The 23300-nt window shown below is 57.8% G+C and carries 20 protein-coding genes and 4 tRNA genes; 17 read left to right on the forward strand and 7 right to left on the reverse strand.

Translation table 11 applies throughout. From position 1 onward, the window contains the following. The first annotated feature begins 8 nt into the window (after positions 1-8). Entirely contained in the window at positions 9-758 is a 750-nt protein-coding gene (locus ACYZT9_RS09810; protein WP_462009610.1) for a TerC family protein, read from the forward strand. A 74-nt stretch (positions 759-832) separates the two neighbouring features. Here ACYZT9_RS09810 and ACYZT9_RS09815 read toward each other — a convergent pair whose 3' ends face one another. After that, complete coding sequence (locus tag ACYZT9_RS09815; protein ID WP_462010302.1) at positions 833-991, reverse strand: hypothetical protein; 159 nt, start codon at positions 989-991, stop codon at positions 833-835. 247 nt (positions 992-1238) lie between these two features. Here ACYZT9_RS09815 and ACYZT9_RS09820 point away from each other — a divergent pair, with 247 nt between their 5' ends. The 3 genes from ACYZT9_RS09820 (at position 1239) to ACYZT9_RS09830 (ending at position 2435) form a co-directional block, all read left to right on the forward strand. Then, a complete protein-coding gene (locus ACYZT9_RS09820; protein ID WP_462009611.1) occupies positions 1239-1898 on the forward strand; it encodes a peptidase C39 family protein in 660 nt (219 codons plus the stop codon). Between the two features lie 95 nt (positions 1899-1993). Continuing rightward, on the forward strand, positions 1994-2200 hold the full coding sequence (locus ACYZT9_RS09825) for a DUF6021 family protein (RefSeq protein WP_462009612.1): 207 nt from the start codon (positions 1994-1996) through the stop codon (positions 2198-2200). A gap of 19 nt (positions 2201-2219) precedes the next feature. Next, a complete protein-coding gene (locus ACYZT9_RS09830) occupies positions 2220-2435 on the forward strand; it encodes a hypothetical protein (protein WP_462009613.1) in 216 nt (71 codons plus the stop codon). Between the two features lie 49 nt (positions 2436-2484). Here ACYZT9_RS09830 and pbpG read toward each other — a convergent pair whose 3' ends face one another. After that, a complete protein-coding gene (gene pbpG, locus ACYZT9_RS09835; protein WP_462009614.1) occupies positions 2485-3423 on the reverse strand; it encodes a D-alanyl-D-alanine endopeptidase in 939 nt (312 codons plus the stop codon). A 238-nt stretch (positions 3424-3661) separates the two neighbouring features. Further along, on the reverse strand, positions 3662-4516 hold the full coding sequence (folD, locus tag ACYZT9_RS09840; RefSeq protein ID WP_462009615.1) for a bifunctional methylenetetrahydrofolate dehydrogenase/methenyltetrahydrofolate cyclohydrolase FolD: 855 nt from the start codon (positions 4514-4516) through the stop codon (positions 3662-3664). Positions 4517-4791: 275 nt separating this feature from the next. On the opposite strand from folD, the gene ACYZT9_RS09845 reads away from it, so the two are divergent. The 11 genes from ACYZT9_RS09845 to ACYZT9_RS09895 all read left to right on the forward strand — a co-directional run bounded on the left by ACYZT9_RS09845 (position 4792) and on the right by ACYZT9_RS09895 (position 15251). Next, positions 4792-4868: transfer RNA gene (locus ACYZT9_RS09845), tRNA-Arg, on the forward strand. Between the two features lie 32 nt (positions 4869-4900). Then, positions 4901-4976, forward strand: a tRNA-His gene (locus ACYZT9_RS09850). Positions 4977-5030: 54 nt separating this feature from the next. Then, a tRNA-Leu gene (locus ACYZT9_RS09855) sits at positions 5031-5115 on the forward strand. Positions 5116-5192: 77 nt separating this feature from the next. Continuing rightward, positions 5193-5268 (forward strand) — tRNA-His (locus ACYZT9_RS09860). A 400-nt stretch (positions 5269-5668) separates the two neighbouring features. Continuing rightward, a complete protein-coding gene (tig, locus tag ACYZT9_RS09865) occupies positions 5669-6979 on the forward strand; it encodes a trigger factor (RefSeq protein ID WP_462009616.1) in 1311 nt (436 codons plus the stop codon). Positions 6980-7072: 93 nt separating this feature from the next. Beyond that, positions 7073-7708: an ATP-dependent Clp endopeptidase proteolytic subunit ClpP gene (clpP, locus tag ACYZT9_RS09870; protein WP_214377368.1), complete on the forward strand. Its 636-nt coding sequence runs from the start codon at positions 7073-7075 to the stop codon at positions 7706-7708. 112 nt (positions 7709-7820) lie between these two features. Then, on the forward strand, positions 7821-9104 hold the full coding sequence (gene clpX, locus ACYZT9_RS09875; protein WP_054596541.1) for an ATP-dependent Clp protease ATP-binding subunit ClpX: 1284 nt from the start codon (positions 7821-7823) through the stop codon (positions 9102-9104). 161 nt (positions 9105-9265) lie between these two features. Beyond that, complete coding sequence (gene lon, locus ACYZT9_RS09880; RefSeq protein WP_052909694.1) at positions 9266-11662, forward strand: endopeptidase La; 2397 nt, start codon at positions 9266-9268, stop codon at positions 11660-11662. A 147-nt stretch (positions 11663-11809) separates the two neighbouring features. Next, positions 11810-12082 (forward strand): HU family DNA-binding protein, encoded by a 273-nt coding sequence (locus tag ACYZT9_RS09885; protein WP_002552737.1) that lies wholly within the window; start codon positions 11810-11812, stop codon positions 12080-12082. A gap of 233 nt (positions 12083-12315) precedes the next feature. Further along, a complete protein-coding gene (locus ACYZT9_RS09890) occupies positions 12316-14187 on the forward strand; it encodes a SurA N-terminal domain-containing protein (protein WP_462009617.1) in 1872 nt (623 codons plus the stop codon). Positions 14188-14417: 230 nt separating this feature from the next. Beyond that, positions 14418-15251 carry a DUF2242 domain-containing protein gene (locus ACYZT9_RS09895; protein ID WP_462009618.1) on the forward strand — a complete coding sequence of 278 codons (834 nt, stop codon included), beginning with the start codon at positions 14418-14420 and terminating at the stop codon, positions 15249-15251. 352 nt (positions 15252-15603) lie between these two features. On the opposite strand, the gene ACYZT9_RS09900 is transcribed toward ACYZT9_RS09895, so the two are convergent. Together ACYZT9_RS09900 and ACYZT9_RS09905 are read right to left on the reverse strand one after the other, a co-directional pair. Then, complete coding sequence (locus ACYZT9_RS09900) at positions 15604-16644, reverse strand: AraC family transcriptional regulator (RefSeq protein WP_462009619.1); 1041 nt, start codon at positions 16642-16644, stop codon at positions 15604-15606. 3 nt (positions 16645-16647) lie between these two features. Beyond that, positions 16648-17778, reverse strand: a complete 1131-nt coding sequence (locus ACYZT9_RS09905; protein WP_462009620.1) for a carbon-nitrogen hydrolase family protein — start codon at positions 17776-17778, stop codon at positions 16648-16650. 208 nt (positions 17779-17986) lie between these two features. Between ACYZT9_RS09905 and ACYZT9_RS09910 the strand changes: the two genes are divergently transcribed. After that, entirely contained in the window at positions 17987-20026 is a 2040-nt protein-coding gene (locus ACYZT9_RS09910; RefSeq protein WP_462009621.1) for an oxidoreductase, read from the forward strand. A 169-nt stretch (positions 20027-20195) separates the two neighbouring features. Beyond that, positions 20196-21125, forward strand: coding sequence for a 1-aminocyclopropane-1-carboxylate deaminase/D-cysteine desulfhydrase (locus ACYZT9_RS09915; protein WP_462009622.1), 930 nt, complete (start codon positions 20196-20198; stop codon positions 21123-21125). Positions 21126-21199: 74 nt separating this feature from the next. Here ACYZT9_RS09915 and phnX read toward each other — a convergent pair whose 3' ends face one another. Both phnX and ACYZT9_RS09925 read right to left on the reverse strand, forming a co-directional pair. Continuing rightward, complete coding sequence (gene phnX / locus ACYZT9_RS09920; RefSeq protein WP_462009623.1) at positions 21200-22027, reverse strand: phosphonoacetaldehyde hydrolase; 828 nt, start codon at positions 22025-22027, stop codon at positions 21200-21202. A gap of 155 nt (positions 22028-22182) precedes the next feature. Then, positions 22183-23292, reverse strand: a complete 1110-nt coding sequence (locus ACYZT9_RS09925) for a 2-aminoethylphosphonate--pyruvate transaminase (RefSeq protein WP_462009624.1) — start codon at positions 23290-23292, stop codon at positions 22183-22185. Positions 23293-23300 lie beyond the last annotated feature (8 nt).

Below are 23300 nucleotides of genomic sequence, written 5' to 3' on the forward strand. Positions count from 1 at the left end.
ACTGACCCATGGAATACCTTTTAGAACTTGCTGCAAGCCCCACCGCCTGGGTCGCCCTGGCGACACTGGTGGTGATGGAAATCGTGCTCGGCATCGATAACCTGATCTTCATTTCGATCCTGACCAACAAACTGCCGGAGCAGCATCGACAGAAAGCGCGCCGCATCGGTATCGGCATGGCGCTGATCCTGCGACTGGCCCTGCTGAGCACCATCGCGTTCATCGTCCAGTTGACGACGCCTGTGATCGAGATCCTCGGCCACGCGTTCTCCTGGAAAGACATGATCCTGATCGCCGGCGGCCTGTTCCTGTTGTGGAAAGCGACCACCGAGATCCATCACAGCATGGACCCGGCGCCGGATGATCCGAAATCGTCGACGTCGACCGTGACCCTGGGCTTCGCCGCAGCGATCGGTCAGATCCTGATGCTGGACATGGTATTTTCCATCGACAGCATCATTACCGCCGTTGGCATGACCGAGCATTTGCCGATCATGATCATCGCGGTGGTGGTGTCAGTGTTGGTGATGTTGCTGGCGGCTGATCCGCTGGCCAAGTTCATCAATGACAACCCGACCGTGGTGATGCTGGCGCTGGGCTTCCTGATCATGATCGGCATGACGCTGATCGCCGAAGGCTTTGGCGCCCACGTGCCGAAAGGCTACGTCTATGCGGCGATGGCGTTCTCGGCAACGATCGAGGTGTTGAACATGATGCACCGCCGGGCCAAGCAGAAGCGCGTAGCCGCTGAAGCGTAACCTGCGTAAAACAAAACGGCCGCCTGTGCTCGAAAGAGTACAGGCGGCCGTTTTTGTTTGGTATTGAAAAGTGCCTAGTGTGCCGTGACGTGGTGCGCAGCCGGTTCATCGGTGGTCGCCAGCGGAGTCGGCTGCACGGGGTGGTGGTGATGCCTGCGGGTAATGCGCAAGACTCCCCACAACATGGCGGCGGCAACGGCCAGCCAGCCGGAAATCAACATCACTATGGTCATTGCCAGGCTCATCAGTGCCTCCTCTTCGCCCTGCTGCGGGCACACACTCGTTGCAAGTGACAGTCTAGTCGCTGCCGTGTTTCAGGCTATGGACCAAAGGTCGCCTGTTACCAACCAGTTCGCTCTATCGAATGCACTGAACTGCCGGTTAAAGCTATACCGCTGCCGCGCGGCGTCCTATGATCGACGCCCAGGCCGGTAGCACAATGACGGCGTTTGAATAAAAAGGGTGATGAGGGTGCGGGGAATGTCGCGAATTCGAATGGCAGCACTGATTGCCGGTTGCGTTGCGGGTCTGGCCGGCTGCGCGGGAAGCGTTGTGCCCGAGGTCAAGCGTCTGCCGGAACGGGTTGAACTCAGCGGCACGTTCTACCGAGGGCAGAGTTATCAGAGCGGGCCGCAAGTCCTGGCGAGTATGCTGTCGCAACAAGGCATCGTGATTACACCGGGGTTGCTTGAAAAACCCTTGCACGTCCCTGGCGCCGAAGCCCAGTTGCCGCAGAACATGCAGAACCTCGCCCGCGAGTACGGCATGGTCGTTTATCCGCTCGACAGCAATCTGCCTGCGCTGCTGACCCAGGTCGCAGCTGGCTATCCGGTGATGGTGCGCTTCACCGAAGGCTCGGCGTTCTGGGCGGAACCGCGTTTCGCCATTCTCGCCGGGTACAACCGGCAGAAGCAGACCGTGTTGCTGCGCGCCGGGATGAATCGTCGGGAAATGATGAGCTTCGATTCGTTCGAGTCGGCTTTCAAGGACGCCGGCGGTTGGGCGGTGCTGGTCCAGAAGCCGAACCAGATACCGGCCAATGTTGACCAGCAACGCTGGTTAAAAGCGGCGAATGATCTGGCTCAGGCCGGTCAGGAACAAGCGGCGGCCCGTGCGAAGAAGGCGCTGGGCGCTCAGTAGGTTTCCGTTCGTCATCTGCATCGCACGGTCGCGCGCGGCTGGCCTCTGAGGTGTAAGGGCCCGGATTGTTCCGGGTCAGTCCCAAGGAGGCACCCATGACAAATCCCACTGCACCCACTGGCCCGCACTCGTCCGAGCATTCATCCGGCGACGATTTGGGGTTCGATCCCGATTCGCCGGACCTCGCCGATCCGCAAGTCGATCCAATCGGACCTGCCAGGGCGCCCAAGGACGTAAAGCCGGGTGAGGACGACAAGGCCCCTACAAAACCTTATGACCCGCTGGCAGATCTGAAACCCTGACGTTCAGTGTGAGGTGTGTATGTCTACCGATTCGAGTTTTGACGACAAACGTCCGGACAGTGTGCCAACCACCCCCGAAGACGACATCGATCCGGTGATGGATCCGGACAGCCCGATGCGGGATCCGTTGGCCAGGCCGTTGGTCACGCCGACGGAGCGCCCACAGGGCACGAGGGATCCGAGAGCCGGAGATGGCATTCCGGATGACGACCAGATGCCGCTGCCCAATGACTGAGGCAGGCTGAAAAAGCCCCGAATGATCGGGGCTTTTGCTATCTGCGTCCTTACTTCGAAGCCTCAACCACACCGCTCTGACGGTGCTTGAGATTCTTGTCCGACTTGTACTGCAAGGCTACGGAAGGGACGTCCGCGCCCTTGCCGGTTTCGACCCAGCTGCGAATGCGGCTGGCATCAGCGAAGTGCGTGTACTTGCCAAACGCATCCAGAATCACCAGCGCCACCGGACGATTGCCCATGCTCGTCACCAGCACCAGGCAGTGACCGGCCGCGTTGGTAAAACCGGTTTTCGTCAGCTTGATGTCCCAGTTCGGCTTGCGAACCAAATGGTCAGTGTTGCGGAAACCCAGGCTGTAATTGGGCTTGCGGAAGGAAACGGTCTTTTCCTTGGTCGCGCTCAGCTCATTCAAAATCGGGTACTTGTGCGCAGCGATCAGCAACTTGCTCAGATCGCGTGCCGTCGAGACGTTACGCGGCGAAAGCCCTGTCGGTTCGACAAAATGTGTACTCGTCATGCCCAGCGCCTTGGCCTTGGCGTTCATCGCGGCAATGAACGCTACGTAACCGCCCGGGTAGTGATGAGCCAGACTCGCGGCGGCACGGTTTTCCGATGACATCAGCGCAATCAGCAACATTTCCCGGCGTGGCATTTCGCTGTTGAGTTTGACTCGGGAAAACACACCTCTCATTTCCGGTGTGTCGCTAATGTTGATGGAGATGTACTCATTCATGTTCTGCTTGGCTTCAACCACGACCAGCGCTGTCATCAGTTTGCTGACCGAGGCAATCGGCACAACCACGTCCGGGTTGCTGGCGTAGATGACTTTGTTGGTCTGCAGATCCATCAGCAACACGCTGCCGGAGGCGATCTTGAGTTGTTTGGTGTCACGCGGTGCCGCAGTGGTGTCGGCAGCATTGACCGTTGGCGTGATGAGCGTCCCTGTAAGTGCAAACAATAGGCTCAGGATGGAAAGACGAATTTTCACGCTGGCGAACTCATAAGGTGTGGATTAGCCGTCTGTAACGGGCTGTTTCTTAAAAACCGACGCATTTTAGGAGTATGGCTGAAGAACTGTCGATGGTTGTTCAATGAACAGGTGAAAGTCCTTGAAAACCCCTACGAAACAGCAGGTTTCCGGCGAATGGTAGGGGGCGTTCTCCGGGCAAAAAGAACCCCGCCAGTGGCGGGGTCATTTTGTTCGGCGCTCCGGTTCAAGCGCGAACTCAGCCGTGCAGCGTTTCCGCCGCGTACAGCGTGTTTTCCAGCAGGCAGGCGCGGGTCATCGGGCCAACGCCGCCCGGCACGGGTGTGATCCAGCCGGCACGGGGCAGGGCGGTTTCGTAGATCACGTCTCCAACCAATTTGCCGTCGTCCTGACGGTTGATGCCGACGTCGATCACGATCGCGCCTTCCTTGATCCACTCACCTTTGACCAGGCCGGTCTTGCCGGCAGCGACCACCACCAGATCCGCGCGACCGACATGGCCTGCAAGATCCTTGGTGAATCGATGGGTGACGGTCACGGTGCAGCCGGCCAGCAGCAATTCCATCGCCATCGGGCGGCCCACAATGTTGGAGGCGCCGACGACCACTGCGTCCATCCCGTAAAGATCGGCGCCGGTGCTTTCCAGCAGCGTCATGATCCCTTTTGGCGTGCATGGGCGCAGCAGCGGAATACGCTGGGCCAGGCGGCCGACGTTATAAGGATGGAAACCGTCGACGTCTTTGTCCGGACGGATGCGCTCCAGCAACTTGGAAGCGTCCAGGTGTTCAGGTAGAGGCAGCTGAAGCAGGACGCCGTCGATTGCCGGGTCGTCGTTCAGGCGATCGATCAGATCGGTCAGCGCTTCCTGAGTGGTGTCGGAAGGCAGGTCGTAGGCTTGGGAAATGAAGCCGACCTCTTCACAGTCTTTACGCTTGTGCGAGACATAAACCTGAGAGGCAGGATCGCTGCCGACCAGAATCACCGCGAGACCGGGTGTGCGCAGTCCTTGCTGGCGACGCTCAGTGACGCGTTTGGCGATCTGCTGGCGCAGGCTGGCGGCGATCGATTTGCCGTCGATTAGTTGTGCAGTCATTGCGCGTGATTAACCATCGAGAGGGGAAAAAAAGAGAACGCATTCTCGCATGTCATGCGGTGAGGGCAAAGGCGCTTGGTCTGCAAATTCCCCTAACCCCTTTAATTAAATGAATTTTTTATAAAAAGGATTTGACGCCCCCCGGGGGGCTCTATACTATTCGTCGCACTTGTCGGGCACAGCCTAGCACTGGTTAAGAAGGCTGAGCGGAATTACGGTTCTGCAAGGCTGAAAAGCACTTAGTTTGTAGTCCTCCAAGAGTACAGATTAACAAGGCGCCCGTAGCTCAGCTGGATAGAGCATCCGCCTTCTAAGCGGATGGTCGCAGGTTCGAGTCCTGCCGGGTGCGCCATTAGGCAGCTTTGGCACAAGTAGCGCGATATGGTGGGCGTAGCTCAGTTGGTAGAGCACGGGATTGTGACTCCCGTTGTCGTGGGTTCGATCCCCATCGTCCACCCCATATTTCGAAAGGCGCCAGATTAACAGTCTGGCGCCTTTGCTTTAACGGCTATACGCGGATGTGGTGGAATTGGTAGACACACTGGATTTAGGTTCCAGCGCCGCGAGGCGTAAGAGTTCGAGTCTCTTCATCCGCACCAAATAAAGCTTCACCCTTGCCGGCTGGTCTGGTTGGAGTTCGACAAAGAGGTGTTTGGCTTCTTTGTCATGCAATATGGTGGGCGTAGCTCAGTTGGTAGAGCACGGGATTGTGACTCCCGTTGTCGTGGGTTCGATCCCCATCGTCCACCCCATATTCGAAAGGCGCCAGATTTAACAGTCTGGCGCCTTTTTTGTTTCAGTGTTTTGAGTTTCGGCGGCTGCAGATTCTGAGTCGCAGGGGCAGGGCGTTTCGTCGTATTTATGTTTCTCGATGATGCCGCGCTACCCGCCGGCCTTGCTTGCAGGATCGGCTGTCAGGGAGATGATTGGCAACCTCTTCTATATATAGAAGGGTTGGCGCAGAGCCTTGGCGTGATTGGTTGTATTTGCCACCGGGGCGAGATGCATTCGTGCATCCGCACCTCTAAATTGCCTGCTGCGTTTTTACCCGTTTTCAGTAGGGTGACTTCTTGAGTTTGACCTACTAGAATGCATGCCCTTGATTCTGGGGTCGGAAACGGCCGGCCAACGTCTGTGCAACGAGGAATATCCATGCAAGTTTCTGTTGAAAATACTTCTGCTCTTGAGCGCCGCATGAGCATCACCGTGCCGGCTGAGCGCATCGAGACTCAGGTCAACAAGCGTCTGCAGCAGACCGCCCAAAAGGCCAAGATTGCTGGCTTCCGTCCAGGCAAAGTGCCAATGAGCGAAATCAAGCGCCGTTTTGGTGCTGATGCCCGTCAGGAAGCTGTCGGCGACGTCATCCAGTCCTCGTTCTACGAAGCTGTTGTTGAGCAGAAGCTGAACCCGGCTGGTGCTCCTTCGATCGAGCCGAAATCCCTGGAAGCTGGCAAAGACCTGGAATACGTCGCGATTTTCGAAGTGTTCCCAGAGTTCACCGTTGCCGGTTTCGAAGGCATCACCGTAGAGCGCCTGAGCGCTGACGTGGCTGACGCTGATCTGGACAAAATGCTGGACGTCCTGCGCAAGCAGAACACCCGTTTCGAAGTGGCCGATCGCGCTGCCCAAAACGACGACCAACTGAACATCGATTTCGTCGGCAAGGTCGACGGTGAAGTGTTCGCTGGCGGTTCCGCCAAAGGCACTCAGCTGGTTCTGGGTTCCGGCCGCATGATCCCTGGTTTCGAAGACGGCCTGGTTGGTGCTAAAGCCGGCGAAGAGCGCGTTCTGAACCTGACTTTCCCTGAGGACTATCAGAACCTCGACCTGGCGGGCAAAGCCGCTGAGTTCACCGTGACCGTGAACACTGTTTCCGAGCCAAAACTGCCAGAGCTGAACGAAGAATTCTTCGCTCAATTCGGCATCAAGGAAACCGGTCTGGAAGGCTTCCGCGCCGAAGTTCGCAAGAACATGGAGCGCGAACTGCGTCAGGCAATCAAGTCCAAGGTCAAGAATCAGGTCATGGACGGTCTGCTGGCCACCAACCCGATCGAAGTACCAAAGGCTCTGCTGTCCAACGAAGTTGATCGTCTGCGCGTGCAGGCCGTTCAGCAATTCGGCGGCAACATCAAGCCTGACCAACTGCCGGCCGAGCTGTTCGAAGAACAAGCCAAGCGTCGCGTTGTGCTGGGTCTGATCGTGGCTGAAGTGGTCAAGCAATTCGACCTCAAGCCTGACGAAGCCCGTGTTCGCGAAATGATTCAGGAAATGGCTTCGGCCTATCAAGAGCCTGAGCAGGTTGTGTCCTGGTACTACAAGAACGACCAGCAGCTGAACGAAGTCCGTTCGGTTGTGCTGGAAGAACAAGTTGTGGATACTGTTCTGCAGAAAGCTAGCGTGACCGACAAATCGGTCTCTTACGAAGAAGCAGTCAAGCCGGTAGAAGCTCCACAAGCCGACTGATCGTTTTTGCGGTAGGAAGTACACACCATAAGCCAGCCTTCGTGCTGGCTTATGCGTATTCAAGACATAACTATTTGGGAGTGACTGCAGAGCATGTTCCGTAATTCGTATATTCAGCAGAACTCTGATATCCAGGCCGCAGGCGGCCTGGTCCCGATGGTTGTCGAGCAGTCTGCTCGTGGCGAGCGCGCCTACGACATTTACTCGCGTCTTCTCAAGGAGCGAGTGATCTTTCTGGTTGGCCCGGTAGAGGACTACATGGCCAACCTGATTTGTGCGCAACTGCTGTTCCTTGAAGCGGAAAACCCGGACAAGGACATCCATCTCTATATCAACTCACCGGGTGGTTCGGTGACGGCGGGCATGTCGATCTACGACACCATGCAGTTCATCAAGCCAAACGTGTCGACCACCTGTATCGGTCAGGCATGCAGCATGGGCGCGTTTCTACTGACAGCCGGTGCCCCCGGCAAGCGTTACTGCCTGCCGAACTCACGCGTGATGATTCACCAGCCACTGGGCGGTTTCCAGGGGCAGGCGTCGGATATCGAAATCCATGCCAAGGAAATCCTCTTCATTCGTGAGCGTCTCAACACGCTGATGGCCAAGCATAGCGGGCACACTCTTGAAGAGATCGAGCGTGACACCAACCGCGACAATTTCATGAGTGCAGAAGCCGCGCGTGAATACGGGTTGATTGATGAAGTGATCACCCAGCGCCCCGCTTAAAATAAGCAGCTCAAAATAAGGTTGGTCGGCTGGTCCGATCACCAGCGGGCTTGAAAAAGCCCGCAATAGCCTTCATCTTGTGTTGCAAGCCTATCGGATTTGGATCGAACGAATGACTGACACCCGCAACGGCGAGGACAACGGCAAGCTGCTCTATTGCTCCTTCTGTGGCAAAAGCCAGCATGAAGTACGCAAATTGATTGCCGGCCCCTCGGTGTTTATCTGCGACGAGTGCGTCGACCTGTGCAACGACATCATCCGTGAGGAGGTGCAGGAAGCCCAGGCCGAAAGCAGCGCGCATAAATTGCCTTCGCCTAAAGAAATCAGCGGCATCCTTGATCAGTACGTGATTGGTCAGGAACGTGCAAAAAAGGTTCTGGCTGTAGCGGTGTACAACCACTACAAGCGTCTGAACCAGCGTGACAAAAAGAATGACGACGTCGAACTCGGCAAAAGCAACATCTTGCTGATCGGCCCGACAGGCTCGGGTAAAACCCTGCTTGCTGAAACACTGGCCCGCTTGCTGAACGTTCCGTTCACCATTGCCGACGCGACTACCCTCACCGAGGCGGGTTATGTGGGTGAAGATGTCGAGAACATCATTCAGAAGCTGCTGCAGAAGTGCGATTACGACGTAGAAAAAGCCCAGATGGGTATTGTCTATATCGATGAGATCGACAAGATCTCGCGCAAGTCTGACAACCCGTCGATCACCCGGGACGTTTCCGGTGAAGGCGTGCAGCAGGCCTTGCTCAAGTTGATCGAAGGTACGGTCGCTTCCGTTCCCCCTCAAGGTGGTCGCAAGCATCCGCAGCAGGAATTCCTTCAGGTCGACACCCGTAACATCCTGTTCATCTGCGGTGGTGCGTTCTCCGGTCTGGAAAAGGTTATTCAAAACCGTTCCACCCGTGGCGGCATTGGTTTCAACGCAGAAGTGCGCAGCAAGGAAGAAGGCAAGAAAGTCGGTGAATCCTTGCGTGAAGTCGAACCTGATGATCTGGTCAAGTTCGGTCTGATCCCGGAATTCGTCGGTCGTCTGCCGGTTCTTGCCACGCTGGACGAGCTTGATGAAGCTGCATTGATGCAGATCCTCACCGAGCCGAAAAATGCTCTGACCAAGCAATATGCCAAGCTGTTCGAGATGGAAGGCGTGGACCTGGAATTCCGGGCCGACGCGCTGAAATCGGTCGCCAAACGTGCGCTGGAACGCAAGACCGGTGCCCGTGGACTGCGCTCGATTCTCGAAGGTGTATTGCTCGACACTATGTATGAAATCCCCTCGCAGTCCGAGGTGAGTAAAGTAGTGATCGATGAAAGCGTTATAGAAGGCAAGTCCAAGCCACTGTATATCTACGAAAACAGTGAGCCGGCTGCCAAGGCCGCGCCAGACGCTTAAGCGTCACGCAGCTGGAATAAAGAAGGGGCCTTCGGGCCCCTTTTCTTTTTGCACGTTTTAACCCTGTCTTTGCGCTTGTTTTTTTTGCAGGCAGCCCCCATCTTGGTTTCAAGCTTAATTCCATCTGTTTCCGGCCTTATGGCCGCCGTAGAGGCGAAATCATGAAGACAACCATCGAATTGCCTCTCCTGCCATTGCGTGATGTCGTGGTTTATCCGCACATGGTTATCCCGCTGTTCGTGGGGCGCGAGAAATCCATCGAAGCCCTCGAAGCTGCGATGACGGGCGACAAGCAGATCCTTCTGCTGGCCCAGAGAAACCCTGCTGACGACGATCCCGGCGAAGATGCACTTTATCGCGTCGGTACGATCGCTACCGTTCTGCAATTGCTCAAGTTGCCTGACGGCACGGTCAAGGTTTTGGTCGAAGGTGAGCAGCGCGGCGCTGTAGAGCGTTTCAGCGAGGTGGACGGCCATTGCCGTGCCGAAGTCTCATTGATTGACGAAGTCGACGCGCCTGAGCGCGAGTCGGAAGTGTTTGTCCGCAGCCTGCTGGCTCAGTTCGAACAGTATGTGCAGTTGGGCAAGAAAGTCCCGGCAGAAGTCCTGTCGTCGCTCAACAGCATCGACGAGCCAGGCCGCCTGGTCGACACCATGGCCGCGCACATGGCGCTGAAAATCGAGCAGAAGCAGGAAATCCTCGAGATCATCGATTTGTCAGCCCGGGTCGAACACGTCCTGGCGTTGCTGGATGCCGAGATCGATCTGCTGCAAGTTGAAAAGCGAATTCGCGGTCGCGTCAAAAAACAAATGGAGCGCAGCCAGCGCGAGTACTACTTGAATGAGCAGATGAAGGCCATTCAGAAAGAACTCGGCGACAGCGACGAAGGTCATAACGAAATCGAAGAGCTGAAGAAGCGCATCGATGCCGCCGGCCTGCCGAAAGATGCCTTGGCCAAAGCCCAGGGCGAACTGAACAAGCTGAAACAAATGTCGCCAATGTCCGCGGAAGCGACCGTGGTGCGTTCGTATATCGACTGGCTGGTTCAGGTGCCGTGGAAGGCTCAGAGCAAAGTGCGTCTGGACCTTGCGCGTGCAGAAGACATTCTCGATGCCGACCACTACGGTCTGGAAGAAGTCAAAGAGCGGATCCTCGAATACCTCGCCGTGCAAAAGCGCGTGAAGAAGATTCGTGGTCCGGTGTTGTGCCTGGTTGGTCCTCCAGGTGTGGGTAAAACCTCGCTGGCGGAATCGATTGCTCACGCCACTAACCGCAAATTCGTACGCATGGCCCTCGGCGGTGTGCGTGATGAAGCGGAAATTCGTGGTCATCGCCGTACTTATATCGGTTCGATGCCAGGTAGATTGATTCAAAAGATGACAAAGGTGGGCGTCCGCAATCCGCTGTTCCTGCTCGATGAAATCGACAAAATGGGCAGCGACATGCGTGGCGATCCGGCGTCGGCGTTGCTGGAAGTACTCGATCCCGAGCAGAACCACAACTTCAACGATCACTATCTGGAAGTCGACTACGACCTGTCCGATGTGATGTTCCTTTGCACCTCGAACTCCATGAATATTCCACCGGCGCTGCTCGACCGGATGGAAGTGATTCGTCTGCCCGGCTATACCGAAGACGAGAAGATCAATATCGCCGTCAAATACCTTTCGCCGAAGCAGATTACCGCCAACGGTTTGAAGAAAGGCGAACTGGAATTCGACGCTGAAGCGATCCGCGACATCATCCGTTACTACACCCGCGAAGCCGGTGTGCGTGGGCTGGAGCGCCAGATTGCCAAGGTTTGCCGCAAAGCGGTCAAAGAGCATGCACTGGAAAAACGCTTCTCGGTGAAGGTCACTGCCGACATGCTGGAGCACTTCCTGGGCGTGCGCAAATTCCGTTACGGTCTGGCTGAATCGCAAGATCAGATCGGGCAAGTGACCGGTCTGGCGTGGACTCAAGTGGGCGGCGAATTGCTGACCATTGAAGCCGCTGTCGTGCCGGGCAAAGGCCAATTGATCAAGACCGGTTCTCTGGGTGACGTGATGGTCGAATCCATTACTGCAGCCTTGACCGTTGTTCGCAGCCGCGCGAAAAGCCTGGGCATTCCCCTGGACTTCCACGAGAAGCGCGACACGCACATCCATATGCCGGAAGGGGCAACTCCGAAGGATGGCCCTAGTGCCGGTGTAGGCATGTGCACCGCCCTGGTGTCGGCATTGACCGGGATTCCTGTGCGCGCCGATGTGGCCATGACCGGGGAAATCACCCTGCGTGGTCAGGTACTGGCGATTGGTGGTCTGAAAGAAAAACTGCTCGCGGCTCATCGCGGCGGAATCAAGACTGTGATCATTCCTGAAGAGAACGTTCGCGATTTGAAGGAAATTCCTGACAATATCAAGCAAGATCTGCAGATTAAACCGGTTAAATGGATTGACGAGGTCCTGCAAATTGCGCTGCAATACGCGCCGGAGCCCTTACCCGATGTAGCTCCGGAGATAGTTGCAAAGGATGAAAAACGCGAGTCTGACTCTAAGGAAAGAATTAGCACGCATTAGTACGCATTTGCCTGGGTGGCTTGTTGACAGCTTTTTAGAGCCCTTGTTATAAAGCGGCTCTTAAGTGTCTGTAGGCCATTCAGCACTCGTTTATGCTTTCACCAAAAAACTTAGAATCATACTCAGATAGATATAAGGGGACTTAGAGTGAACAAGTCGGAACTGATTGATGCTATCGCTGCATCCGCTGATATCCCGAAAGCTGCTGCTGGCCGTGCGCTGGACGCTGTAATCGAATCCGTCACTGGCGCTCTCAAGGCTGGCGACTCTGTTGTTCTGGTTGGTTTCGGTACTTTCTCCGTGACCGATCGTCCAGCTCGCATTGGTCGTAACCCACAGACCGGTAAGACGCTGGAAATCGCAGCAGCCAAAAAACCAGGTTTCAAAGCCGGTAAAGCACTGAAAGAAGCTGTCAACTAAGTTCGATTCAGTTTTTTGCCTATCCGGGTCGGGGTCATGCCTGACCTGGCAGCGGAGCGGTAGTCCAGTCGGCAAGTCGCCGGTCCGAGACGCCGAGGGTCGCAAGTTCGAACCCTTGGTCCGCTCCGCCAGTTACGAGAAGGCGCATCCTCGGATGCGCCTTTCTTCTATCCGGATTCTACCCACGCTCCACGGTTGCCTAATTTTGAAGTTCAACCGTTTCTGGGGGACGCATGCTGCAGAATATCAGGGACAATTCACAAGGCTGGATTGCCAAAACCATCATCGGGATCATCGTTGTATTGATGGCGTTCACCGGTATAGAGGCCATTTTTCAGGCGACGACCAATAGCCAGGACGCGGCCAAGGTCAACGGTGAAAAAATCAGTCAGAACGAGCTGAGCCAGGCGGTTGATATGCAACGCCGCCAGCTCATGCAACAGCTGGGCAAGGATTTCGATGCCTCTTTGCTCGACGAAAAAATGCTGCGCGAATCGGCCCTCAAAGGCTTGATTGATCGCAAACTGCTGCTGCAAGGTGCAGAAAATTCGAAATTCGCTTTCTCCGAAGCGGCTTTGGATCAGGTCATCCTGCTAACCCCCGAGTTCCAGGTGGACGGCAAGTTCAGCCCCGAGCGTTTCGATCAGGTCATTCGCCAACTCGGCTACAGCCGCATGCAGTTCCGCCAGATGCTGGCTCAGGAAATGTTGATCGGTCAGCTGCGCGCGGGTCTGGCAGGCAGCGGTTTCGTCACCGACGCACAGGTTCTGGCCTTCGCCCGTCTGGAAAAACAGACCCGCGATTTGGCTACCCTGAACGTCAAGGCTGACCCGGCGGCTGTGAAGCTGACCGACGATGAGGTCAAGGCTTACTACGACGAACACGCCAAGGAATTCATGACACCGGATCAGGTGATCATTGACTACCTCGAATTGAAGAAGTCTTCCTTCTTTGATCAGGTCGCCGTCAAGGACGAAGACCTGCAAGAGGCGTATCAGAAAGAAATCGCCAACCTGTCCGAGCAACGCCGGGCGGCGCACATTCTGATCGAAGTGAACGACAAGATGACCGAGGCGCAAGCCAAGGCCAAGATCGAAGAAGTTCAGGCCCGTCTGGCCAAAGGGGAGAAGTTCGAGGCCTTGGCCAAGGAGTTTTCCCAGGATCCGGGTTCGGCGAACAACGGCGGTGACCTCGGCTACGCAGGTCCTGGCGTCTACGATCCAGCGTTCGAAACCGCGCTGTACGCGTTGGCCAGGGATCAGGTTTCGGCACCGGTTCGCACTGATTTCGGTTTCCACCTGATCAAGCTGTTGGGTGTCGAGGCGCCAGAAGTTCCGACGCTCGCCAGCCTGAAAGACAAGCTGACCCGCGAGCTGAAAGCCCAGCAGGTCGAGCAGCGTTTCGTCGAGGCGACCAAGCAACTGGAAGACTCATCGTTCGAAGCTTCCGATCTGGCCCAGCCGGCACAGGACCTGAAACTGACCGTTCATACCTCCAAGCCGTTCGGCCGTGAAGGTGGCGACGGCGTTGCAGCCAACCGTGCCGTGATCACCGCCGCGTTCAGTCCTGAAGTGCTGGATGAGGGTGCTAATAGCACCGCCATCGAGCTCGATCCGGAGACCGTGATTGTGTTGCGAGCCAAGGAACACCTGAAACCTGCGCAATTGCCGCTGGAAAGCGTGTCTGCCGCGATCCGTGGGCAATTGGCCAAGGAGCACGCGAGTGCTGCCGCCAAGACCAAGGCTGACGAGCTGATCGCCAGCCTGCGCGAGGGCAAGACGCCGCTGGACAAGGCAATTGACGGTCAGAGCTGGAAAGTCACCGCAGCCGCGACGCGGGCTCAGGAAGGGATTGATCCGACGGTGCTGCAAGCGCTGTTCCGCATGCCGAAACCGGTTGCGAAAGACAAGCCGACCTTCAACAGCGTGACACTGGCCGACGGTAGCCTGGTGATCGTGCGTCTGAACGGCGTCAACGAAGCCGCTGCACCGACCGAGGAAGAGAAGGCTCAATACCGTCGCTTCCTCGCCTCGCGCATCGGCCAGCAAGACTTTGCGGCGTACCGCAAGCAGCTGGAAGCCGAAGCGGACATCGAGCGTTTCTGATGCCTGACTGAGTTTCCTGCGACATAAAAACCCCGGCCGAGAGGCCGGGGTTTTTTGTGGCCGCGGGAAAAATTGATGGGGTTATCCGTCGCCTCGGTTTTTTATCGAACGACTTTTTCCTGTAAATGGCAGTCATTACACTTGTAACTGTTTCAAGACACTAATCGGTGCGACGCTAAGCATCGATCTGTTGCACAATACGCCCCGGACCGTTTTCTTCAGGATGTTCAATGTTTAAATCATTTCCCGTGCGGGTTGTCGGGCTGGCGTTGATGCTGGCCGCCGCGGCTGGCTGCTCGTCGAAGAAAGCCCCGATCTATGAGCATGAGAACTTCGACGACTCCGGAACGTTTTCGCGCAACTATCCGGTAACGGATGCGCAAACCTGCGAGGCCGCTCGTCGGGCGCTGCTCAGTCAGGGCTATATCATTACCAGCAGCGATCCGAAACTGATCAGTGGTCACAAGAGCTTCCAGCAGACAGGCGACACCCACATGGAGATCAGCTTCAGTGTGGTCTGTGCCGATGATGGCAGCGAAGGGCATCACGCAACCATGTTTGCCAACGCACTGCAGGATCGCTATGCGCTGAAGAAAACCAACAATTCCGCCAGCCTTGGCGTGGGCGTGTTGGGTTCGGTATCGATGCCGATCGGCTCGTCGGATGATTCGATGGTCAAGGTTGCCAGCGAAACCGTATCTTCGGCGAAGTTCTACGAGCGCTTCTTCACCTTGGTGGAATTGTTCCTGCCGCCGGAAGCGAAAAAAGCAGCACACATTACCGAGAAGCCGAAAACCGATTTGGGCGTGCCGGAAACCAAGGCCGCACCGGCTTCGTTGGCCCCTGAACCGGCACCCGCCGCCGAGCCCGCGCCAGCCCCGGCAGCGGAACCTGTACCGGCACCTGCCGCGGAACCGGTTGCACCGCCACCTGAACCAGCACCGGTTGCCCCGGCCGAAAACGCCGAACCGGCCCCGTCGACGGAAAACGCCACGCCTGCGACGGAGTCGAATCTGCCTCCACCGAGCGAACCGATTCCAGCCATGCCTGTCACCGGCCAGTAATCGCTCCTGACGTTTCGGGATCGACTTACAGCCCATCGATCCCGGAACGGCGTTCTAGATTGATCCGCGTCAACCCAGGCCGTATTCCTACAGCCTGTATCGAAAAAATCCTGTGATAAATTCCTGACTGCCTGCTACGTTTTATTCAGTAGTGACGAAGCGTCGTGCCTGCGTCATTTTTCTTTCACGCGGGCACTTTATCCTCGAGGCGCTGGTCATTTATTCAAGCGTTTTTTTTTCAATGAGCTGCGGGAGATTCACAATGGACGATTATCAAGAAGAGCTGCTCGAGTTTCAGGCGTTTGAATTGGACCCGCTGGAACCGGCCGAAGACGCTACCGAGCTGTAAGCGTCAGGCGGATTGGCGATGACTGCGGCGAAATTCGCCGGGCGTCTGACCACTCCAGCGTTTGAAGGCGCGTTGAAACGCTTCGGCTGAGGCAAAACCCAGCAGGTAGGCGATTTCACCGAACGCCAGTTCGGTATCGCGAATGTAGGTCATGGCCAGGTCGCGGCGGGTGTCGTTGAGAATGGCGCGAAATTGTGTGCCTTCCTCGGCGAGTTTGCGGCGCAAGGTCCAAGTTGGCAGCTTCAGGCGTGCCGCCACTTCCTCCAGGTCGGGTTCCCGGCCACCATTGAGCAACGGCCCCAGCAACTGAGTGATGCGTTCACGCAGGCTGCGGGTACGTGTCAGCTGTTCCAGTTCCCGTTCACAGAGTTGCAGCAGGTGCCGCCAGGTACTGGGGCAGTGCATCGGGTTGCGCTGAGCGAGACTGGCCAGGTTCAGGCGCAGTTGGTTCTGTTCGGCGCCGAACTGGATCGGACAATCGCCCAGCACCGCATAAGCGTCGCGGTAATCGGGTTCGTCGAATTCGATTTCGATGCGTTCGGCGTTCAAGGGAGCAGGGCTGACGCTGGACAATTGCTGCAACCATCCGGCAATGATTGAATCCACCACGAAGCGGTTGTAAGCGTTGTAAGGACTGATGGAATAGAACCGCAGCCACGCGCCTTGGGCATCCTCGTGGAAACTCGATTGCCCCCGATAGTTGGAACCGTACAAGGCTTCGAAGCGAATCAGGCAGCGCGCCGCTTCGCGTACCGTTGGCGCCTGCGCGGCGGTGACCCCGGCCAGACCGGCCTGGCTCAGGCGACTGAGCTGGCCCATGCGCAAACCCAGCGCCGGGTTGCCGGTCAGTTGAATCGCGCCGTGGCCCAGGCGCATGTAACGCGGAATCGAGAGTCGAGCACAGGCTTCGCTCAGGCGAGTCTGGTCCAGGCCATATTGATCGAGCAAGGGCTGAGGGTCCAGGCCGTGGCTGCGCACAGCGTCGGTCAGGCTATGAACAAAGCCTACCGATAAATCGCCCAGACGCATCGGCAACGGTTTCATGGCTTACAACCACAGGTTCAGCAAGCGCGCGCCGCGGACATTACCGCCGGCAGAATGCTGCCCGTTGCTGCTGAGAAAGCTTTGCCCGGCGCTGCCTTGATCCCAGAACCGGCCGCGCAGAAACACACTCATGCCCGCGATGGCCTGGCTGTTGGGTGGTTGTGCGGTCAGCGTCAGGCGATGCCAGGCCTGTCCTTCACTGAGCTCGCCAGGCTTGAGGCTGACGGAACCGGGCGTCGACAAGCCCTTGTAACCCCGCCATGGCTTGTCCCACGTTCCACGGCCGACGACGAACGCCGGGACCGCCACCAGCTTTGCGCCCTGATCGTCGAGTTTGCGGTAGTTGTCCGGGTACCAGCTGTCGCTGCCGATCAACACGCCCAGGCGACCGGCCGGGGTGTCGACGACGTTGAGCGTATGTTCATCATTTGCCTTGATCACATCATGCTTGGCGAAGATCGGATGCATCTGGCGCTGGGGCTGGCCAATCGGCATGCCATCGCGATTGAACACCACGGTGCTGTTGTACAGCGCGCCGCGGCCGATTTTCAGGTTGCCGTCGATGATGCTCGGTTCGGGCAGCACGATGGACCCCGCCACCAGTGTCACGTGAAATTCTTTCGCCAGACCACCGAACAGCGCCTGGTAATCCTTGGCCATAACTTTGGCTTTCATGCGCAGGTGCGCATCGTCCAGGCGGTTGTCGCCCTTGGCGCTGATCAGGGCGCGGAGGAACTGCAAGGGATTGCTCATCGCCAGCCAGTTCATGGCTTCCTTGATGGTGTTGGCCTGGTACAGCTCGTCTTTTTCGCCGCTGACCATTAACCAAGTGCCGATATGTTCGGGCAGCACGACGATGGTTTTTTCATTTAACAGACCCTGTTCCTGGGCTTTCTGCAGATAGGCCGCGAGTTTGCGGTGCAGGCGCTCGGTGCTTTGATAGTCCGTGGGAAACAGTTCTGGCTGGATGCCCAAGAGGTTGCCGCGATCGGCCGGGGTGCCCTGATCAATGGCGAGATCGATCCGCAGGTCCGACAAGTAATGCCCCGCCGGACGATCCGCGGCCCACATGGCGTAGGTCGTGAGGGCGGCAATCAATGCCATGGAGAAGGTCAGGTACAGAAGTTTGCGCATGGGAAACAGTCAACGGCCGTGTGCAGGGTTTGCTGACTAGGGTAGGGCCCATGCTGGCGCTTGCCAAGGGCTGCTGCGCATTTGGATCAATAAGTTGTCAGTTACGGTCATTGAGCGTTCGGGGGAGTGCTCATAGTCTGTTACACATGACAGAGGGGCGCCAAAGAGCGCCCACACTTTTCCGTGATCGCTCGTTGTGGAGTTACCGATGACCGCCGCTCATTACCCGCACCTGTTGGCCCCGCTGGACCTGGGTTTTACCACGTTGCGCAACCGCACTCTGATGGGCTCGATGCACACCGGACTTGAGGAGAAACCCGGCGGTTTCGAGCGCATGGCGGCGTACTTTGCCGAGCGCGCCCGTGGCGGCGTTGGCCTAATGGTGACGGGCGGTATCGGCCCGAACGACGAAGGCGGCGTGTATTCCGGCGCGGCCAAGCTGACCACCGAAGAAGAAGCGCTCAAACATCAAATCGTGACCCGCGCGGTGCACGAGGCGGGCGGTAAGATCTGCATGCAGATTCTTCACGCCGGTCGTTATGCGTACAGCCCGAAGCAGGTTGCACCGAGTGCCATTCAAGCACCGATCAACCCGTTCAAACCCAAAGAGCTGGACGAGGAAGGCATCGAGAAGCAGATCAGCGATTTCGTCACCTGCTCGGCCCTGGCGCAAAAAGCCGAGTACGACGGCGTCGAGATCATGGGCTCCGAGGGTTATTTCATTAACCAGTTCCTTGCGGCTCACACCAATCAGCGCACCGACCGCTGGGGCGGCAGCTACGAAAACCGCATGCGCCTGCCGGTGGAAATTGTCCGCCGCGTGCGCGAAGCCGTTGGCCCGAATTTCATCATTATCTTCCGCCTGTCGATGCTCGACCTGGTGGAAGGCGGCAGTACCTGGGAAGAAATCGTGACCCTGGCCAAAGCCATCGAGCAAGCCGGTGCGACCATCATCAACACCGGTATCGGCTGGCACGAAGCGCGGATTCCGACCATCGCCACCAAGGTACCGCGTGGGGCGTTCAGCAAAGTCACCGCCAAGCTGCGCGGTTCGGTGAGCATTCCGCTGATCACCACCAACCGCATCAATACTCCGGAAGTGGCCGAGCAGATTCTGGCCGAGGGCGACGCCGACATGGTGTCGATGGCACGGCCGTTCCTGGCCGATCCGGATTTCGTCAACAAGGCCGCCGCTGGCCGTGCCGATGAAATCAACACCTGCATCGGTTGCAACCAGGCGTGCCTCGATCACACGTTCGGCGGCAAGTTGACCAGTTGCCTGGTGAACCCTCGGGCCTGTCATGAGACTGAACTCAATTACCTGCCAGTGCAGCAGATCAAAAAAATTGCCGTTGTCGGTGCCGGCCCTGCGGGCCTGTCTGCCGCCACCGTGGCCGCCGAGCGAGGACATCAAGTAACGCTGTTCGATTCGGCCAGCGAAATCGGCGGCCAGTTCAACATCGCCAAGCGCGTGCCGGGGAAAGAAGAGTTCTTCGAAACCCTGCGGTACTTCAACCGCAAACTGCAAACCACCAACGTCGAGCTGTGCCTGAACACTCGCGTGGATGTATCGAAACTGGTGGAAGGCGGTTATGACGAGATTATCCTCGCCACCGGCATCGCACCGCGAGTACCGGCAATTCCGGGCGTCGAGAACGCCAAGGTGCTGAGCTACCTGGACGTGATCCTCGAGCGCAAACCGGTGGGCAAACGTGTCGCGGTGATCGGCGCTGGCGGTATCGGTTTCGACGTGTCGGAGTTCCTGGTCCATCAAGGTGTGGCCACCAGCCTGGACCGTGAAGCATTCTGGAAAGAGTGGGGCATCGATACGCAGCTGCAAGCGCGTGGCGGTGTCGCCGGGATCAAGGCAGAACCCCATGCACCGGCCCGTGAAGTGTTTTTGCTGCAACGAAAGAAATCCAAGGTCGGTGACGGCCTCGGCAAGACCACCGGCTGGATTCACCGCACCGGATTGAAGAACAAGCAGGTGCAGATGCTCAACAGCGTTGAGTATTTGAAGATCGATGACGAAGGCCTGCATGTCCGCATAGGCGAAACCGGCGAGCCGCAAGTGCTGGCAGTGGACAACATCGTGATTTGCGCCGGGCAGGATCCGCTGCGTGAATTGCAGGACGGGTTGGTCGCGGCCGGGCAGAACGTGCATTTGATTGGCGGCGCGGACGTGGCGGCGGAGCTGGATGCGAAGCGGGCGATCAATCAGGGGTCGCGGTTGGCTGCTGAGCTGTAATCTGCAGGCCTAACGTGCCCGTGACCTTCGCGAGCAAGCTCGCTCCCACGGGTTCTGTGTTGTTCACGAATTTGTGACCGATACAAAACCACCGTGGGAGCGAGCTTGCTCGCGATGGCTGCCTTTGAGCGACTAGAATGCTGGTTCTTCACCCAGAAAGCCGGCATAGATGCTTCTCCCACCCAACGACTGGCTACCCCAAGCCACCCTCGAACCCCTTTATCTCGACTGGCTCAAAAGCGCCGGCATCGAACTCGCCATCCTGCGTCTCGACCAGATCGACCCGCTGATCAGCGGCAACAAATGGTTCAAGCTCATCGAACACCTCAAAGCGGCCGACCTCGCCGGTGCAGAAGGCATCATCAGCCTGGGCGGTGCTCACTCCAATCATCTCCACGCACTGGCCGCTGCTGGCAAACGCTTCGGATTCAAAACGGTGGGGTTGCTGCGCGGTCACCCGCGAGACACTCCGACAGTGAACGACTTGCAAGCATTGGGCATGCAGTTGCAGTGGCTGGGTTATGGCGGCTATCGCGCGCGGCACGAAGCGGATTTTTGGGAACCTTGGCGCGAGCAATACCCGGATTTGTTTCCCGTGCCGGAAGGTGGCGGTGGATTACCGGGCGCAACGGGCTGCATGCGGCTGAAAACCATGGTCAGTGAGCAACTGAACGATCTGTCCTGGAGTGGTTACGACGGCTGGTGGCTGGCCTGCGGAACCGGCACGACCCTGGCCGGCCTCGTGCTGGCCGAAGCGGGGGAACATGCGGTTTACGGCGCGTTGGCGGTGCCCGACGATCATGGTGTGGCGCAGCAGGTCGAATCGATTGTGCAAGAAGCGGGCTTGCAAGATCCGTTCTATGAACTGTTCGACGCCAGTCGCGGCGGCTTTGCCAAAGTTGATCCGCTGTTACTGGACTTCATCGCGCAGACCGAACGCGCGAGCGGCATTCCCTTGGAACCGTTGTATACCGGCAAAGCGTTGCTGGCGCTCAAGCAGCACGTCGAAGCTGGCAAATTTGCCAAGGGCGCGCGCCTGATCTTCATACACACCGGCGGCTTGCAGGGCCGCCGCGGGTTTCACGGTGCTGTAGCGTAAGCGTGTTTCGCCGGGGTTTGCCTGAGGAAAAAAGCGCCGCGCCTCTGTAGGAGCACGGCGCATCGGGCAGTGAATCAATAACTCTGCGGCATCTCACCCTTGGCCAGACGCTTGTTGATGTTGGCGATCACTTCCGGCAAATCGGTGATGGTGTCGATCATGTAGTGCGGACGCGAACCTTCGAACATCGCGTGGATTCGCTTGCGCTCGCTGGCCAGTCGGTCGCTGTCGAGGGCACGATAACCTTCGTAGTCCAGGCCCAGCGCGTTGCCCGAGCAGATCAGCGCGACGGTCCACATGCCCGCGCGACGACCTTCGAGAATGCCCGGTACGGTGTCGTCGATCTTCACACACGCGGCGACATCGTCGATGCCCAGGGCGATCACGTTGGCTAACGCCTGAGCCGGCCATGGGCGGCCGTTAGGTACTTCGTCGGTGGCGACCACATGGTCGGCGACGTAGCCGTTAGTGGCCGCGAGCTCGACCACTTTGTCCATGACCTGTTTTGGGTAGCCGGAGCAGGAACCGATCTTGATCCCTTGGCCACGCAGGTGGGCGATGGTGTCCAGCGCGCCGGGAATCAGCGCCGAATGCTCGGCGATTTTCTCGATCTGCAGCGGCATGAAGCGATTGTAGATGGCGGTCACGTCATCATCGGTTGGCGTGCGGCCGAACGCCTTGCGATAACGTTCGGCGACGGCCGGCTGATTGCACAGGGTGCGGATGTGATCCCACTTGCCCATGCCCATCGGGCCACGGGCTTCTTCGATGGAAACCTGGACGTCGAATTCGGCGAAAGCTTCGACAAAAATCTGTGTCGGCGCGAAGGAGCCGAAATCGACCACGGTGCCGGCCCAGTCGAGGATCGCGGCTTGGAGTTTGGTTGGGTTGCTGTAGTTCATGGCAAATAAATTCCTGTTAGAACGAGCTATTCGGGAGTTTGGCTTTTCTGTGGGAGCGAGCTTGCTCGCGATGAGGCCCTGTCAGTCGACATCAATGGTGAATGACAGACCGCAATCGCGAGCAAGCTCGCTCCCACAGGGGAAGGTGGCGTGGTTCAGATATCGAGTACTTCCATCTCGCGCAACACTTCAGCCACCGCTGCCACGGCCGCGTGCATTTCGGCCTGGTTGACGTGGCCGATGCAGCCGATGCGGAAGGTATCGACCTGGGTCAATTTGCCGGGATAGAGAATGAAACCCTTGGCCTTGACGCGTTCGTAGAACTCCTTGAACTGGTAGCGCGGGTCTTTCGGCGCGTGGAAGGTGACGATGATCGGCGCCTGAAACGCAGCGGGCAGGAAGCTGCGCAAACCCAGTTTGGCCATGTCATCGAGCAGCACTTTGCAGTTGTCGGCGTAACGCTGATGCCGGGCCGGCAAGCCACCTTCTTCGTTGTATTGCAGCAGGGCTTCGTGCAATGCCGCAACCACGTGGGTCGGCGGCGTGAAGCGCCACTGGCCGGTCTTGGCCATGTAGGTGTGCTGGTCGAAAAGGTCCATCGCCAGCGAGTGCGAGTTACCTGCCGCATTTGCCAGCGATTCTTTGCGAGCGAAGACGAAACCCATCCCCGGAACGCCTTCCAGGCATTTGCCTGAAGCGGCGATCAGTGCATCGAACGGCACCTGTTGCGCATCCACTGGCAGTGCGCCGAAGGAACTCATGGCATCGATGATCAGGCGTTTACCGTGTTGCGCAATAACATGGGCAATCTCCCGCAACGGATTGAGGATGCCGGTGCTGGTTTCGCAGTGAATCAGCGCAACGTGGGTGATGCTGGCGTCGGCCCGCAGCAGACGGTCGACGTCGGCGGCGGTGGTCGGTTCGTCTTCCGCCGTTTCAAACGTGCTGAAGGAACGGCCGAGCACTTCGCAGATTTTCGCCAGGCGTTTGCCGTAGGCGCCGTTGATCAGCACCAACACTTTGCCATCGCGAGGCACCAAGGTGCCGATGGCCGCTTCGACGGCGAAGGTGCCACTGCCTTGCAAGGGAACGCAGTGGTGACTGTCGCCGCCGTTGAGGATTGCCAGCAATTGCTCGCAGAGGCTGGCGGTCAGTTGATTGAAGCGCTCATCCCATGAACCCCAGTCGACCATCATTGCCTGTCGGGTGCGGACCGAAGTCGTCAACGGGCCGGGGGTGAGCAGGATGGGGTCGGCAGTACTCATTCTCGTGT

The sequence above is a fragment of the Pseudomonas sp. ZT5P21 genome (assembly GCF_054897785.1).

What these genes read in the sequence shown, in the direction of transcription:
- ACYZT9_RS09810 (WP_462009610.1), top strand. Translation starts at nt 9, where the DNA reads ATGGAATACCTTTTAGAACTTGCTGCAAGCCCCACCGCCTGGGTCGCC.
- ACYZT9_RS09815 (WP_462010302.1), bottom strand. Translation starts at nt 991, where the DNA reads ATGACCATAGTGATGTTGATTTCCGGCTGGCTGGCCGTTGCCGCCGCC.
- ACYZT9_RS09820 (WP_462009611.1), top strand. Translation starts at nt 1,239, where the DNA reads ATGTCGCGAATTCGAATGGCAGCACTGATTGCCGGTTGCGTTGCGGGT.
- ACYZT9_RS09825 (WP_462009612.1), top strand. Translation starts at nt 1,994, where the DNA reads ATGACAAATCCCACTGCACCCACTGGCCCGCACTCGTCCGAGCATTCA.
- ACYZT9_RS09830 (WP_462009613.1), top strand. Translation starts at nt 2,220, where the DNA reads ATGTCTACCGATTCGAGTTTTGACGACAAACGTCCGGACAGTGTGCCA.
- folD (WP_462009615.1), bottom strand. Translation starts at nt 4,516, where the DNA reads ATGACTGCACAACTAATCGACGGCAAATCGATCGCCGCCAGCCTGCGC.
- tig (WP_462009616.1), top strand. Translation starts at nt 5,669, where the DNA reads ATGCAAGTTTCTGTTGAAAATACTTCTGCTCTTGAGCGCCGCATGAGC.
- clpP (WP_214377368.1), top strand. Translation starts at nt 7,073, where the DNA reads ATGTTCCGTAATTCGTATATTCAGCAGAACTCTGATATCCAGGCCGCA.
- clpX (WP_054596541.1), top strand. Translation starts at nt 7,821, where the DNA reads ATGACTGACACCCGCAACGGCGAGGACAACGGCAAGCTGCTCTATTGC.
- lon (WP_052909694.1), top strand. Translation starts at nt 9,266, where the DNA reads ATGAAGACAACCATCGAATTGCCTCTCCTGCCATTGCGTGATGTCGTG.
- ACYZT9_RS09890 (WP_462009617.1), top strand. Translation starts at nt 12,316, where the DNA reads ATGCTGCAGAATATCAGGGACAATTCACAAGGCTGGATTGCCAAAACC.
- ACYZT9_RS09895 (WP_462009618.1), top strand. Translation starts at nt 14,418, where the DNA reads ATGTTTAAATCATTTCCCGTGCGGGTTGTCGGGCTGGCGTTGATGCTG.
- ACYZT9_RS09900 (WP_462009619.1), bottom strand. Translation starts at nt 16,644, where the DNA reads ATGAAACCGTTGCCGATGCGTCTGGGCGATTTATCGGTAGGCTTTGTT.
- ACYZT9_RS09905 (WP_462009620.1), bottom strand. Translation starts at nt 17,778, where the DNA reads ATGCGCAAACTTCTGTACCTGACCTTCTCCATGGCATTGATTGCCGCC.
- ACYZT9_RS09910 (WP_462009621.1), top strand. Translation starts at nt 17,987, where the DNA reads ATGACCGCCGCTCATTACCCGCACCTGTTGGCCCCGCTGGACCTGGGT.
- ACYZT9_RS09915 (WP_462009622.1), top strand. Translation starts at nt 20,196, where the DNA reads ATGCTTCTCCCACCCAACGACTGGCTACCCCAAGCCACCCTCGAACCC.
- phnX (WP_462009623.1), bottom strand. Translation starts at nt 22,027, where the DNA reads ATGAACTACAGCAACCCAACCAAACTCCAAGCCGCGATCCTCGACTGG.
- ACYZT9_RS09925 (WP_462009624.1), bottom strand. Translation starts at nt 23,292, where the DNA reads ATGAGTACTGCCGACCCCATCCTGCTCACCCCCGGCCCGTTGACGACT.